This is a genomic window from Lysinibacillus sp. NPDC056232 (genome assembly GCF_042267565.1).
Lineage (GTDB): Bacteria > Bacillota > Bacilli > Bacillales_A > Planococcaceae > Lysinibacillus.
The window spans coordinates 1-13,714 of record NZ_JBHJTF010000051.1 but is presented as its reverse complement, the minus strand read 5'-3'; the positions used below and the strand labels follow the sequence as shown (position 1 = coordinate 13,714).

13 protein-coding genes, 1 rRNA gene and 1 riboswitch are annotated in these 13,714 nt (G+C 40.0%); all 14 genes read right to left on the bottom strand.

Annotated features, from left to right (window positions below):
• Positions 1-49: 49 nt before the first annotated feature.
• Positions 50-1,576, bottom strand: coding sequence for a bifunctional phosphoribosylaminoimidazolecarboxamide formyltransferase/IMP cyclohydrolase (gene purH / locus ACFCYJ_RS24325; RefSeq protein ID WP_376078114.1), 1,527 nt, complete (start codon positions 1,574-1,576; stop codon positions 50-52).
• 120 nt (positions 1,577-1,696) lie between these two features.
• On the bottom strand, positions 1,697-2,266 hold the full coding sequence (gene purN / locus ACFCYJ_RS24320; protein ID WP_376078111.1) for a phosphoribosylglycinamide formyltransferase: 570 nt from the start codon (positions 2,264-2,266) through the stop codon (positions 1,697-1,699).
• Positions 2,266-3,321, bottom strand: a complete 1,056-nt coding sequence (gene purM, locus ACFCYJ_RS24315; RefSeq protein WP_376078109.1) for a phosphoribosylformylglycinamidine cyclo-ligase — start codon at positions 3,319-3,321, stop codon at positions 2,266-2,268. Before purM ends, purN begins: the two co-directional genes overlap by 1 nt.
• An 86-nt stretch (positions 3,322-3,407) precedes the next feature.
• The gene (purF, locus tag ACFCYJ_RS24310) at positions 3,408-4,832 is read right to left on the bottom strand and encodes an amidophosphoribosyltransferase (protein WP_376078106.1); all 1,425 of its coding nucleotides are present in this window, start codon (positions 4,830-4,832) and stop codon (positions 3,408-3,410) included.
• On the bottom strand, positions 4,808-7,042 hold the full coding sequence (gene purL, locus ACFCYJ_RS24305) for a phosphoribosylformylglycinamidine synthase subunit PurL (protein WP_376078103.1): 2,235 nt from the start codon (positions 7,040-7,042) through the stop codon (positions 4,808-4,810). The genes purF and purL overlap by 25 nt, the downstream gene beginning before the upstream one ends.
• Complete coding sequence (gene purQ / locus ACFCYJ_RS24300) at positions 7,029-7,712, bottom strand: phosphoribosylformylglycinamidine synthase subunit PurQ (RefSeq protein ID WP_142510088.1); 684 nt, start codon at positions 7,710-7,712, stop codon at positions 7,029-7,031. Before purQ ends, purL begins: the two co-directional genes overlap by 14 nt.
• Positions 7,713-7,714: 2 nt before the next feature.
• Positions 7,715-7,963, bottom strand: coding sequence for a phosphoribosylformylglycinamidine synthase subunit PurS (gene purS / locus ACFCYJ_RS24295; protein WP_079562648.1), 249 nt, complete (start codon positions 7,961-7,963; stop codon positions 7,715-7,717).
• A 2-nt stretch (positions 7,964-7,965) separates the two neighbouring features.
• The gene (gene purC / locus ACFCYJ_RS24290; RefSeq protein ID WP_376078101.1) at positions 7,966-8,676 is read right to left on the bottom strand and encodes a phosphoribosylaminoimidazolesuccinocarboxamide synthase; all 711 of its coding nucleotides are present in this window, start codon (positions 8,674-8,676) and stop codon (positions 7,966-7,968) included.
• Positions 8,677-8,773: 97 nt separating this feature from the next.
• Positions 8,774-10,069 carry an adenylosuccinate lyase gene (purB, locus tag ACFCYJ_RS24285; RefSeq protein ID WP_376078099.1) on the bottom strand — a complete coding sequence of 432 codons (1,296 nt, stop codon included), beginning with the start codon at positions 10,067-10,069 and terminating at the stop codon, positions 8,774-8,776.
• A 13-nt stretch (positions 10,070-10,082) separates the two neighbouring features.
• A complete protein-coding gene (gene purK, locus ACFCYJ_RS24280) occupies positions 10,083-11,207 on the bottom strand; it encodes a 5-(carboxyamino)imidazole ribonucleotide synthase (RefSeq protein ID WP_376078097.1) in 1,125 nt (374 codons plus the stop codon).
• Positions 11,204-11,692 (bottom strand): 5-(carboxyamino)imidazole ribonucleotide mutase, encoded by a 489-nt coding sequence (purE, locus tag ACFCYJ_RS24275; protein WP_376078096.1) that lies wholly within the window; start codon positions 11,690-11,692, stop codon positions 11,204-11,206. The genes purK and purE overlap by 4 nt, the downstream gene beginning before the upstream one ends.
• Positions 11,693-11,881: 189 nt before the next feature.
• A riboswitch (purine riboswitch) is annotated at positions 11,882-11,980 on the bottom strand.
• 96 nt (positions 11,981-12,076) lie between these two features.
• Positions 12,077-12,268, bottom strand: a complete 192-nt coding sequence (locus ACFCYJ_RS24270) for an NETI motif-containing protein (protein WP_376078094.1) — start codon at positions 12,266-12,268, stop codon at positions 12,077-12,079.
• 446 nt (positions 12,269-12,714) lie between these two features.
• Positions 12,715-13,359, bottom strand: a complete 645-nt coding sequence (locus ACFCYJ_RS24265; RefSeq protein ID WP_376078092.1) for a hypothetical protein — start codon at positions 13,357-13,359, stop codon at positions 12,715-12,717.
• A gap of 250 nt (positions 13,360-13,609) precedes the next feature.
• Positions 13,610-13,714 (bottom strand): 5S ribosomal RNA (gene rrf, locus ACFCYJ_RS24260); the annotation flags it as partial.

The window sequence follows — 13,714 nt, the reverse complement described above, 5'->3', positions numbered from 1 at the left end:
TGTGCGTAAGACCGAGATGTTGCCCATCTCGGTCTAGTTTTTGGATATTTTAGTGCTTGAAATGGCGTACGCCAGTGAATACCATCGCAATGCCGTATTCATTCGCTTTATCGATTGAATCCTGATCTTTTATAGAGCCACCTGGTTGAATAATGGCTGTAATACCAGCCGCTGCAGCTGCTTCTACACTATCGCTCATTGGGAAGAATGCATCTGATGCTAGCGCTGCACCTTTTGCTTTTTCGCCAGCTTGCTCAAATGCGATTTTAGCCGCTCCAACACGGTTCATTTGACCAGCACCAACACCAAGTGTCATTTGAGAATCTGTCACGACGATAGCATTAGATTTAACATGCTTCACAACTGCCCAGCCAAGTTGTAATGCTTCCCATTCTTGTGCTGTCGGTTCACGGTCTGTGACAACTTTAATATCTGCATTAGAAAAGCCATAGCGATCTGGTTCTTGTACAAGAAGACCACCTTCAACCGATACAACATTGAATTTGTCTTGTTTTGCTTGCTCGAAAGGAATTGTTAATAAGCGAATATTTTTCTTCTTCGTTAAAATATCAAGAGCTTCTTGGGAGAAAGCTGGTGCAATAATAATTTCTAAAAATATATGATTTAATTTTTCAGCAGTTGCTGCATCAACTTCCATATTTAAAGCAATAATGCCACCAAAAATAGACGTTGAATCTGCTTCATATGCTTTATCAAACGCTTCTTCTAATGTTGCGCCCGTTCCAACACCACAAGGGTTCATGTGCTTTACAGCTACTGCTGCAGGCATTTCAAACTCTTTAACAATTTGCAATGCTGCATTCCCGTCCTGAATATTGTTGTATGATAATTCTTTACCATGCAATTGCGTAGCATAAGCTAGTGAAAAATCTGAGCCTAGACGTTTTTGATAGAATGCCGCTTTTTGATGTGGATTTTCACCATAGCGTAAGTTTTGCTTTAATTCATATGTCATTGTTAAGCTCTCCGGGAACTCTTCTTCTGTTAAGTGGTTTGATATATATGAATCATAAGCGGCTGTGTGACGGAAAACTTTTGCAGCTAACTTACGACGTGTTTCAATAGTCGTTGCACCATTAGCTTTCAGTTCCTCTAATACGTTCGCATAGTCATTGCTATCCACAATTACTGTTACATATTGATGGTTTTTTGCTGCAGAACGTAACATTGTTGGACCACCGATATCGATATTTTCAATCGCGTCATCCCATGTTACATTAGGCTTTGAAATTGTTTCAACAAACGGGTAAAGATTGACACAAACAATCTCAATTGGCTCAATTCCATGCTCATTCATTTGTGCTTGATGAGAAGCATCGTCAAATTTTCCTAATAGTCCTCCGTGAATCATTGGATTTAACGTTTTTACACGGCCATCTAAAATTTCAGGGAATTTAGTTACTTCATCTACTGCTGTTACGGCAACATGATTGTCTTGTAACATTTTTTTCGTACCACCAGTTGATAAAATTTCATAACCTAATGCTACTAGTTCTTTTGCAAATTCTAAAATACCATCTTTATTGGAAACACTGATTAATGCACGTTTTGTCACAACGAAATCCTCCTAATTTTATCGTGTTTGCCACGAATATGTCTTGCTATTATTGATGAAACAGAGTTAGGTTTTGATTGAGCAATCTTTTTTTAGAAGACCTAACTCTCTCCCAATCCATTACTTTAACAATTGCTGTAAAGCTTTTGTATACAGTACATGCTCTTCCTTATGAACTGCCGTTTCTGTTGCCTCACGGTCACCATCAACAACTTGAACTGCCGCTTGTGCAACAATAGGCCCTGTATCCATACCTTCATCTACAAAATGGACTGTTACTCCTGTTATCTTGACACCGTGTTCCATCGCTTGACCAATAGCATCTTTACCAGGGAACGCCGGTAATAATGAAGGATGAATATTCACGATGCGCTGTGGGTATGCAGTTAGCAATACTTCACTAATTAAGCGCATATAACCTGCAAGCACAATCCATTCTACATGACGTTCGTGAAGAGCCTCGATAATAGCAGTCTCGTAATCTGCCTTTGATGAAAACTCTTTCGGACTTAAAGCTAGCACTGGAATACTATAGTTTTCAGCACGTGTCACTACAAATGCGCTAGGCTTGTCTGTCACAACAAGTTCAATCTTTGCATGTAGTTCGCCACGTTCAATGGCCTCTTGAATAGCTTGAAAGTTACTGCCGCTACCTGAAGCAAAAACGGCAATTTTAGTTGGTACAGCCATTACACTAAACTCCCATCATGTGAGCCATTGAATACAACACCTTCGCCTTTCACAACGCGACCAATTTTGTATGCTTTTTCACCATTAGCTTCTACCGTAGCAAGCACTTTCTCTACTTCAGCTGCTGGTACAGCTAAAACGAAGCCAATGCCCATGTTAAAGACATTATATAAATCCTTGTCCTCTAACTGTCCTTTTTCTTTTAAGAACTCAAAAATACGTAAGACTGGCCAAGACCCTAAGTCAATTTCAGTTGCTAAACCTTCTGGCATCATACGTGGTAGGTTTTCATAAAAGCCACCGCCCGTTACATGTGCACAGCCATGAACATCTGCTGCTTTTAAAGCTGCAAGTACAGGTTTCGCATATAATTTTGTTGGCACTAACAAGGCTTCTCCAATAGGACCTAGATCCTCGTAGCCTTCCACAATCGAATCAACTGCGTACTGATTATCTGCAAAGACAATTTTTCGCACTAATGAGTAACCGTTTGAATGCACCCCACTTGAAGCAATACCAACAAGCACGTCACCCTCTACGATGTTCTCACCTGTTACGATGGCTGATTTTTCACAGGCTCCTACTGCAAAACCAGCTAAATCATACTCATCTTCTTCGTAAAGACCTGGCATCTCTGCAGTTTCACCACCGATTAATGCCGCACCAGATTGCACACAGCCATCTGCAACGCCCTTTACAATTTGCTCAATTTTTGCAGGCTCTGCCTTGCCAAGAGCTACATAATCTAAAAAGTACAATGGTTCGGCACCTTGCGCTACGATATCATTGACGCACATCGCTACACAGTCCACGCCAATCGTGTCGTGCTTGTCCACCATAAACGCTAACTTTAATTTTGTCCCAACACCATCAGTACCTGAAATAAGAACAGGTTCCTTAAGATTTAGTTCTGACAAGTCAAACATACCACCAAAACCACCGAACGTGCCCATCACACCTAGACGGTTTGTACGTTCAACGTGAGATTTCATTCGTTTTACGGCTTCGTAGCCTGCTTCAATATTTACACCTGCTTGTTCATATGCTTTTGACACGCAGAGTTCCTCCTTATCATCCGAATCGCCTTGGCACATCTGAATCTTGATTTGTCATCATTGCTAGACGTATTTAGATGTTTTTCTTAACGTAATAGTTCTTTTTCATGCGGTAAGATTGTATCTGGGAAAATTTCTGTTGGATATTTACCTGTAAAGCATGCAAGGCATAATCCACGGTTTTCATCTTCATATGGTCTTGCAATCGTCTCTACCATGCCTTCAACGGAAAGGAATGTGAGTGAATCGGCTCCTATAGTTTCACGGATTGCATCTACATTTTGGCTAGATGCAATCAATTCTTCATGAGTTGAAGTATCGATGCCATAATAGCAAGGATCCGTCATCGGTGGCGAAGAAATGACAACATGTACTTCTGCTGCCCCTGCATCTTTTAACATTTTTACAATACGTCGTGAAGTTGTACCACGAACGATTGAATCGTCCACCATCACTACTCGTTTACCTTTCACGACTTGAACAACTGGAGAAAGCTTCATTTTCACACCGCGTTCACGTAATTCCTGTGTTGGTTGGATAAATGTACGACCTACATAACGATTTTTAATAAGACCTAATTCATATGGAATACCGCTTTCCTCTGCAAAGCCGATTGCTGCTGAAATACTTGAGTCAGGGACACCTGTAACAACATCAGCTTCAATATGTGCACATTCACGAGCAAGCTGTTTGCCCATACGTTTACGTGCCATGTGGACGTTAATACCATCAATATCAGAATCAGGACGTGCTAAATACACGTACTCCATCGCACACATTGCGCGTTTATCCATTTCTACAAAACGATCAGATTTTACACCTTCATCGTTAATTATTAATAACTCTCCAGGTTCAACAGAGCGAACAAATTCTGCACCTATTAAATCAAATGCACAAGTTTCAGAGGCTACTACCCAACCATCTCCTAGCTTTCCAAGAGATAATGGACGTAAACCATGTGGATCACGTGCGACAAGCATTTCATCTTTAGTCATAATTAAGAACGAGTAAGCACCCTTTAATAATGAGAGGGCATTTTTCACCTTTGCACGGAATGGTGAATGCGAACTTTTCTTAATAAGATGCGCTAGCACTTCTGTATCGGAGCTAGAATGGAAAATACTCCCTTGACGCTCTAAGTACTGTTTTAAGTGCGTTGCATTGACTAAATTACCGTTATGAGCAATTGAAAGGCTACCAGTTGACGAGTGGAATAATAATGGCTGTACATTTTCAATACCGCCTCCTCCAGCAGTCGTATAACGGACATGGGCAATTGCAGCTTTTCCGTCCACTGCCTTTAATTTCTCTTCGTTGAAAACATCATTAACTAGTCCTTCGCCTTTCACCGCGCGAAGATGCTGACCGTCAGAAACGACGATCCCAGCGCCTTCTTGGCCACGGTGTTGAAGAGCATGAAGCCCGTAATAACTAAGGTGTGCGGGATTTGAGTTACCCCAAATACCAAACACCCCACATTCTTCGTTTAAGCCTCTGAGTTCAGCAAGCATGGGATTGCTCCTTTCCAATTAGAACGGAATTCCTCCACTGTACCTTCTACAAGCACACCGTTTTCACCGTTGATTTTAACAAGCGCATCGTTTGTTACGACACCGATTTTCTTTGCGTCTTTTACAATTTCTACAAATGCAGCTGCATTTTCTTCTTTCACTGTTACAACGAAACGAGATTGTGTTTCACTGAATAATGCTGTTGTAGCAGAGCCTGTTAATGTCACATCAAGACCTAAGCCATTAACGCCAAATGTTGTTTCAGCAAGAGCCACTGCAAGACCACCTTCTGCTACATCATGTGCAGACTGTACGATTCCTGCTTTAATTGCTTGAAGCAATGCTTGTTGACGTGCAGCTTCAATCTGTAGGTCAATCGCTGGTGCTTTCCCTGAAATAACCCCATTATTTAATAATTTTTGAAGCTCCGAACCACCGAATTCAGTTTTTGTATCGCCGATCACAAATACTACATCACCAGCAGCTTTTACTTCTTGAGTTGTCACATGTGCTAAATCGTCAATTAGTCCAACCATACCGATTGTTGGTGTTGGGTAAACCGCTTCACCAGAACGCTCGTTATAAAGAGACACGTTCCCGCCGATTACTGGTGAATTCAGTGCTGTACAAGCGGCTGAAATACCATCAGCTGATTTTTCAATTTGCCAGAAGATTTCTGGTTTCTCAGGATTACCGAAGTTTAAGCAGTCAGTAATCGCTAATGGTGTACCACCAGATGCTACGATATTACGAGCCGCCTCTGCTACAGCAATGGCACCGCCTACTTCTGGATCTAGGAAAATATAACGAGAGTTACAGTCTGTAGTCATCGCTAATCCTTTGTTCGTACCACGAACGCGGATAACGGCTGCATCAGAACCTGGAGCAACGACTGTTGATGTACGAACTTGATAATCATATTGATCGTAAACCCACTCTTTTGAAGCAACTGTTGGTGCTTTTAAAAGTGCATTTAATGTTTCTTTGTAATCTGTTACCATCGGTTCTGTGTTTTCCATCGCCTGGAACTCAGCATAGTAAGCAGGTTCCGCAGATGGTTTATGATAAACTGGTGCATCTTCTGCAAGTGCATCAGCAGGTACTTCCGCTACAACTTCACCGTTATGTAAAAGGCGAAGCATTTTATCATCAGTCACTCGACCAATTGCCACAGCATCTAAATCATATTTATCGAAAATCGCTTTAATTTCATCTTCGCGACCTTTTTTCACAACAAGTAGCATACGCTCCTGAGATTCAGATAGCATCATTTCATATGCTGTCATGCCTGTTTCACGTTGAGGTACTAAATCTAAGTTCATTTCTACACCAGAACCAGCTTTAGAAGCCATTTCTGCTGATGAAGAAGTAAGACCAGCAGCCCCCATATCTTGAATACCTACTAGAGCGTCCGATTTTACAACTTCTAAACATGCTTCAAGTAAAAGTTTCTCCATAAATGGATCTCCTACTTGTACTGCCGGACGTTGGTTCTCAGACTCTTCTGTTAACTCCTCAGAGGCAAATGTTGCACCATGGATACCGTCACGACCTGTTTTAGCGCCAACATACATGACTGTATTCCCTACACCAGCTGCAATTCCACGTTGAATATCTTTGTGGTCAATTAAACCTACACACATTGCATTAACTAATGGATTACCTTCATAGCATGGATCGAATTGAATCTCGCCACCTACTGTTGGAATCCCGATACAGTTACCGTAACCTGCAATACCAGCAACTACTTCTTCAAATAAATATTTTCCACGCGCTGATTTTAATTCGCCAAAGCGTAGTGAGTTCAGCATCGCAATTGGACGTGCACCCATTGAGAAAACGTCACGGATAATACCACCAACACCTGTGGCAGCACCTTGATAAGGCTCAATTGCTGATGGATGGTTATGCGATTCCATTTTAAATACAACTGCTTGTTCGTCACCAATGTCTACGATGCCAGCACCTTCACCTGGACCTTGTAAAACTTGTGGACCCTCCGTAGGGAATTTACGTAACACGGGTTTTGAATTTTTGTATGAGCAGTGCTCAGACCACATTACTGAGAAAAGTCCTGTCTCTGTCCAGTTTGGTAGACGCCCTATAATACCTTCTACCATTGCAAATTCTTCGTCTGACATCCCCATACCAGCGTATAGCTTTTGATCTTTAATTTGCTGTGTTGTTGGCTCAAACTTAGTTGTTGACATGATTTTCCCTCCACTGCTTCACAATTGATTTAAATACTGCTAGACCGTCTGCTCCGCCCACCAGTGCATCAACAGCTCGCTCTGGGTGAGGCATCATACCTAGTACATTGCCGCGCTCGTTTGTAATCCCTGCGATATCTTCTAAAGAACCGTTTGGATTTTCGCCTGAATATGTAAACACGATTTGATTGTTATCTTTTAATTGTTGTAAAGTTTCCTCGTCACAGTAGTAGTTACCTTCACCATGTGCGATTGGAATATTGATCATTTGACCTTGCTCATATTGGTTTGTGAATAATGTATTATTGTTTTCAACTTTAAGTTGGATTGTGCGGCACATGAATTTCAAATTTTTGTTTCGAAGTAATGCACCTGGTAATAAACCTGCTTCAGTTAGGATTTGGAATCCATTACATACCCCTAATACTGGCTTCCCAGCATCTGCTGCCTTCTTGACCTCTGCCATAATATTAGATTGATTTGCCATCGCACCACAGCGAAGGTAATCCCCGTATGAGAAGCCTCCCGGTACTAAAATACCATCAAAGCCACTTAAATCTGTTGCTGTATGCCATACATATTCTACTTCTTCACCTAGCTCGTCTTTAATCGCATGATACATATCGATATCACAGTTTGACCCAGGGAAAACGAGTACTGCGAATTTCATGATTAGTTAGCCTCCTCGACTTCGTAACGGTAGTCTTCGATTACAACGTTAGTTAAAACCTTTTCACACATTTCTTTTACTAGAGTATCAATATCACGTTCTGTATCTTTAATTGCTAGTTCAAGATATTTACCGATACGTAAATCTTCTACTTCAGCGTAACCCATTTTCACTAAAGAACCTTGTACAGCTGAACCTTGTGGATCAAGAATGCTCTCGCGTAATGTTACGTAAATTTTAACTTTTTTCATTGTTATTTGCCTCCGAGTCTAGAAAGTATAATAGTATAAACTTCAGTTAAATTACCAAGGTCTCTACGAAAGACATCTTTGTCTAACTTTTGCTTTGTAGTTGCATCCCAAAGTCTGCATGTATCTGGTGATATTTCATCTGCCAGCAGTACATTTCCATCATTGTCACGTCCGAACTCTAATTTAAAGTCAATTAGTGTAACGTTGACATCTGCAAATATAGGATGCAAAACTTCGTTAACTGCAAGTGCACCATTATAAATGGCTGTCACTTCCTCAGGTGTTGCAAGATCAAGTACGTCAATATGCTCCGTTGAAATGAGCGGATCGCCTAGTTCATCGTCTTTATAATAAAACTCAACGATTGAGCGTTTTAATGGTGTACCTTCCTCCAAGCCAAGACGTTTCGCTAAGCTACCTGCTGCTATATTACGAACTACGACCTCTATTGGAATAATATCTACCTTTTTTACAAGCTGCTGCGTATCAGATAATTGTTTTACGAAATGTGACGCAATTCCGTTTGCTTGTAATTTTTCGAAAATTAGAGAGGTAATGCGATTGTTTAATACGCCTTTACCTTCAATTTCTTCTTTTTTCTCACCATTAAATGCTGTTGCACTATCCTTGTATTCAACGAGTAACACATTTGGCTCCTCTGTTGTATACAATTTTTTTGCTTTACCTTCATACAAAAGTTGACCTGTAGTCATTTCGTTACTCCCCCTGATATTATGAAATACACGCGTATTGTTCAGAATTGAATCGTACGTAACGATTCAATTCTGTAACATCCGCTAGTGACTCTACTTAGTTAAGTCCAAGACGCTTAAAAATCATATCTACATGCTGTAAATGGTAGTTGTAGTCAAAACAATCATCTAACTCTTCCTTCGTTAAATACGATGTAATTTTTTCACTTGCATCGACTAACGTACGGAACTGAACTTGCTCGTCCCACGCCTGCATCGCTAAAGGTTGTACCGTATCATACGCTTCCTCACGCACTAACCCTTTATCGATAAGTGCTAATAAGATACGTTGAGAGTAAATTAGACCAAAAGTGCGACCCATATTACGTTTCATGTTTTCAGGGAATACTGTTAAGTTTTTCACAATGTTACCGAAGCGATTTAACATATAGTTAAGTGTAATCGTTGCATCCGGTAAAATAACACGTTCTGCAGATGAATGTGAAATATCACGCTCATGCCATAATGCTACGTTTTCATAAGCCGTTACCATATAGCCACGCATTAAACGTGACATACCAACCATGTTTTCAGATCCGATTGGATTACGTTTATGAGGCATCGCTGACGAGCCTTTTTGTCCTTTTGCAAATCCTTCCTCAACTTCACGTGTTTCAGATTTTTGCAAGCCGCGAATCTCTGTTGCAAATTTCTCTATTGATGTTGCGATTAATGCCAACGCCCCAAAATACTGTGCATGGCGATCACGTTGTAATGTTTGTGTTGAGATAGGTGATGCTGTAAGTCCTAATTTATCGCATACATATTGCTCAACTCGAGGATCGATATTGGCATATGTTCCTACTGCGCCAGACATTTTTCCTGTTTCAATTACTTTTGCTGCTGCTTCAAAGCGTTCTAAGTTACGCTTCATTTCTTCATACCATAAAGCTAATTTTAAACCGAAAGTTGTTGGCTCAGCATGAACACCATGTGTACGTCCCATCATGACCGTATGCTTATACTCTTTCGCTTTCGCTGCTATAATGTCAATGAAATTCATGATGTCTTTACGTAAAATATCATTCGCTTGTTTAATTAAAAAAGAAAGGGCTGTATCAACTACGTCCGTTGAAGTTAAACCATAGTGCACCCATTTTCGCTCTTCGCCAAGTGTTTCAGATACGGCACGAGTGAATGCTACAACATCATGACGTGTTTCTTGCTCAATCTCTAAAATACGATTCACATCAAATGAAGCATTTTCACGGATTTTAGCTACATCTTCTTTTGGAATGTCGCCTAATTCTGCCCAAGCCTCACATGCTAAAATTTCAACCTCTAGCCAAGCTTGATATTTATTTTGTTCTGTCCAAATTGCGCCCATTTCGGGTCTTGTGTAACGTTCGATCATTGCGTTTCTCCTTCTATTCTGACCAAATGCCAGAACTCTCGATTTGTTGTAGTGTTTCTTCTAAGTTTTTTGTCATAATCGTTACGTGGCCCATCTTACGGTTCACCTTAGCTTCAGCTTTCCCATAAAGATGTATAGACCATTCAGGATATTTAGCAATTGAGTTACTAAGTGGCATGACATGCTGCCCTAAAACATTTATCATAATAGATGGTGCCCAAAGTTGTGGTTTACGTAATGGCCAACCACAAACAGCGCGTATATGCTGATGGAACTGAGAAACATTACATGCTTCTATTGAATAGTGACCTGAATTATGAGGTCTTGGTGCTAATTCATTAATAACAATTCCACCATCTTCTAATACAAACATTTCTACAGCTAATGTGCCCACTAAATTTAAGTAATCAGCAATTTTCAAGGCCTCGCGCTCTGCAGCCTGTGCTGTTTCCTCTTTTATACGAGCTGGCACAATCGTTTCATGTAAAATATGATGAACATGAATATTTTCTCCAACTGGCTGACAATATGATTCACCATCACCGTTTCTTTGTACAATGACAGATACCTCTTTAACGAAAGGTACAAATCCCTCAACAATACATTGTGAGTGAGAGAAAAGCCCTTTTGCTAACGATAGGTCTTCCGCAGATTTTAAAAGCTGCTGCCCCTTGCCATCGTAACCACCTCTTGCTGTTTTGACTATACAAGGATAACTAATCCTATCGATATTGGCTAGTAATTCTTCATATGTATTTACAACCAAATAAGGAGCTACCGGACAACCTGCGTTCACAATCGCTTCTTTCTCAGTCACACGGTTTTGTGTAATGCGTACTAGCTCTGCTCCTTGTGGAACGTAAGCCATTTGTGTTAAACGTTTTAAGCCATCATAATCGATGTTTTCAAACTCATACGTTATAACGTCACTTACCTCGGCAAGTTCTTCTAAAGCTGCCTCATCATCATATGGTGCTACAATACGTACATCCGCAACCTGTCCACCTGGTGAATCCATTGATGGTTCAAGAACGGCGATTTTAAAGCCTGCTTCTTTAGCAGCAAGTGCCATCATACGGCCAAGCTGCCCTCCTCCGATAATGCCTATCGTCTGCCCTGGATAAATGATCTTTGTCACACTAAGTCACCTGTGCTTTCCAGTACTTGTTGCTTCGTGGCTTCACGTCTAGCATCTAGTTTATTAGCAAGCTCCGCATCTGTTGTCGATAAAATTTGCGCTGCTAGCAAGCCTGCATTCGTCGCTCCCGCTTTGCCAATCGCTACTGTTGCTACAGGTACACCACCAGGCATTTGAACGATTGATAATAGAGAATCAAGACCGTTAAGAGCACGAGATTGTACAGGTACACCGATTACTGGTAACGTTGTTTTAGCTGCTACCATTCCAGGTAAGTGCGCAGCTCCACCTGCACCAGCAATAATTACTTGAATACCTCGCTCACGTGCTGATTCTGCATACTCAAACATTAAATCAGGAGTCCGATGTGCAGACACAACCTTTTTCTCGTACGATACTTGTAATTCATCTAAAATATCACATGCATGTTTCATTGTTTCCCAGTCACTTGAACTCCCCATAATGACACCGATTTTCGGATTCATGATTGTCGCTCCTTCTTAACGTTAGAAAAATGATTTCTCATATAGCTATTGCAATCTTTACTTTTTATAACAAAGAAAATCCTCAAATAAACTACTCCCTACCATACACGTGAAAGCAGCTTACTTGAGGACTTATTATGAAAAGAATATGCAAATGTACATTTCTGCACACAAACCTTCCCGTAACATGCCAAAAGTGCTTTCCCGCATAGTCCAGCATTTACGGTGCCGGGTAGAGACACTAGAGCCAATCCTCTAGCATATATGTGGGATTTATTTGTTTTTCCTTCTCATATTTTAACAAGTCATTCCGCTATCGTCAATGCAAAAATGCGAACAATTTATTTTAGTCATTTGCAAACGTTCGGATTTTAGTCAAATTCACTAAGAATCTTGCCAGTTCATCGCTTTAAATTGTATTTTTTGACGTAAATACGTTGGTTCTCCATTGACTAAGTGAAAAATCGGTTCTTCTTTTCTTCCCACTGCCATATAACCATCTCGACGCATTCTTGCCAAACAATCTTCAATTGACTCGTTTTCTTCTACTTCATACCAAATTTGTTTTTTTCCCAATTCTTTCTTCCTTTCGATCTTGTATCCAATAATTTTTCCTCTTATGAGTTTCATTATACCTTGAGATTCTTCATTTAGTATGTATGATTTATTAATGAAATGCTCTTCACCTTAACGTAGGGTTGATTTCTGTTTCGACTGGGTGCTTTTCTGGGGGCAGCAGATATTTTTTGCTCGAAAGGTAGTGCAACGTAGCGGTAGCGTCAGGATATTTTTGTGCGAAAGCGTAGTGCAACGTGGCGGCATGTGGGGTTGTCGATGGGGTAGTATATAGCAATTATGGGTTCACTTATGAGGGTACTCTCGGTTAAGCGGATAGATTGGTGCTGTTAATACATAAAGACCAAGTTAATCCTGCACATTTTGTAGATTAACTTGATCTTTATATTTTGATTTTTCGTAAATCCTTATTCAACTAAAGCACCCCGTTAGTTGAATAAACGTATCTACTTAAATTCATTTGCAAATGCACCATTTTCGTTATGCAATAAATATCTTTTATCATTAACTACATTATGGTAATCAATTTCTAAAAAATATGTTGCTTTACTTAGAACGTCATAAAAGAAAGGAACAAACTCCAAATCTTTAAAAACATAAACTTCTATTTGTTCATCATTATTTCTATATGCTTCAAATATACGATGGTTTCCATTGATACAATAAGGTTTGTTGTTGGTTAAATATCGACTCTGAAGTACCATTACAGGATTTTTATGATTGGGTTTTATTCGGTTTGGGTCTTTATTTATGTTACCTTGGTCAACAGCTTCAATTATATTCGATGGAGAAGTCTTTATGGGTTTAATGTTTTTTTCTTTTATAAATGTAGTAGCCCCGTCTATGTCTAAGGTATACTCAAATACCCCAGTCGTGAACTCTGCATATAACGAGAATGTCTCCTGACCAATTGGATGTATCACTGGGTAAGTTTCATCTACAAGAGTTTGGTTTAAAATATCAGACCATTTTGAGGCAACTTCAGCCCCATAGCTGGATTCTTTCCGCATTACTTGAATGCGTGAAATAAAGTGTTTAAAAGGTTTGAATTCCTGAGACTCTTTTTCGTATAATTCTATTTTACTTACCATTTAATATCCCCTTTGCTACTTTTATATCAAAAAATCAAATTCACTTTTTTTAGATTTCTAATAATAATCACCGTTTATACACCCCATTATTTTTTAAGACATTTTATTTACTTCTATGTAAAACAATTATTTTCCTTCTTCAATTAAACTGCACCGTTAGTTGAATAGCAACAATCTTTTCGAAAAGAGCCTTTTTTTATTATGTTATAAAACAAAAAAAGCCGAGGAATAAATCCTCGACTTTTTAAGTGCCTAGCGATGTCCTACTCTCACAGGGGGAAGCCCCCAACTACCATCGGCGCTAAAGAGCTTAACTTCCGTGTTCGGTATGGGAACGGGTGTGACCTCTTTGCCA